This window comes from Shigella sp. FC1544, from assembly GCF_001722145.1.
GTDB lineage: Bacteria > Pseudomonadota > Gammaproteobacteria > Enterobacterales > Enterobacteriaceae > Escherichia > Escherichia coli.
Genome location: NZ_MECT01000367.1, coordinates 1 through 764 on the forward strand (window position 1 = coordinate 1; position 764 = coordinate 764).

General features: G+C 49.1%; 1 protein-coding gene and 1 pseudogene. Both read left to right on the forward strand.

All coding sequences use genetic code 11. The features are described from left to right. Positions 1-96: 96 nt before the first annotated feature. A pseudogene (locus tag BGK49_RS16480) lies at positions 97-462 on the forward strand (CSS-motif domain-containing protein); the annotation flags it as partial. A gap of 64 nt (positions 463-526) precedes the next feature. Continuing rightward, a partial coding sequence (locus tag BGK49_RS16485; protein WP_032335914.1) for a transposase occupies positions 527-764 on the forward strand: 238 nt, incomplete at its 3' end.

The following is a 764-nucleotide window of genomic DNA, read 5'->3' on the forward strand; positions in this document are numbered from 1 at the left end:
GTGCGCTGGGTTATCGCTCGCCACGGGAATATCTGCGGCAGCGGGCTTGTAATGGGTTAAGTGATAACAGATGTCTGGAAATATAGGGGCAAATCCATGCTGCCTGTCGGCTTAAGCATCTGGCTGGCCCATCAGCAGGTAGATACATCGTTTATTGAAGAGCTGGATACCTATTCCTCCCGCGTCGCTATTCGGGCCAATAAGGTGGCGACACAAGGGAAAGATGCGCTGCAAGAGCTGGAAAGATGGCAAGGCGCTGCCTGTAGCGAAGCCCATCTCATGGAAATGCGTCGGGTATCTTACAGTTATCGCTATATTCAGGAAGTGGTTTATATCGATAACAACGTTCCCCAGTGTTCGTCTCTGGAGCATGAAAGTCCGCCCGATACCTTCCCCGAGCCAGGTAAAATTTCGAAAGATGGTTATCGTGTCTGGTTAACATCGCATAACGATTTAGGCATTTGAGGTAGCCTGAGTTTAACGGACACTCCTTCCTGAAATAGAATGGCATCAGAAGGAGCTAATAATGAGCAGAAAAAACCAACGTTACTCTAAAGAGTTCAAAGCCGAAGCTGTCAGAACGGTTCTTGAAAATCAACTTTCGATCAGTGAAGGCGCTTCCCGATTATCCCTTCCTGAAGGCACTTTAGGACAATGGGTTACCGCCGCCAGAAAAGGGCTCGGTACTCCTGGTTCCCGCACGGTGGCTGAACTGGAATCTGAAATTCTGCAACTGCGTAAGGCGTTAAATGAAGCTCGCCTTG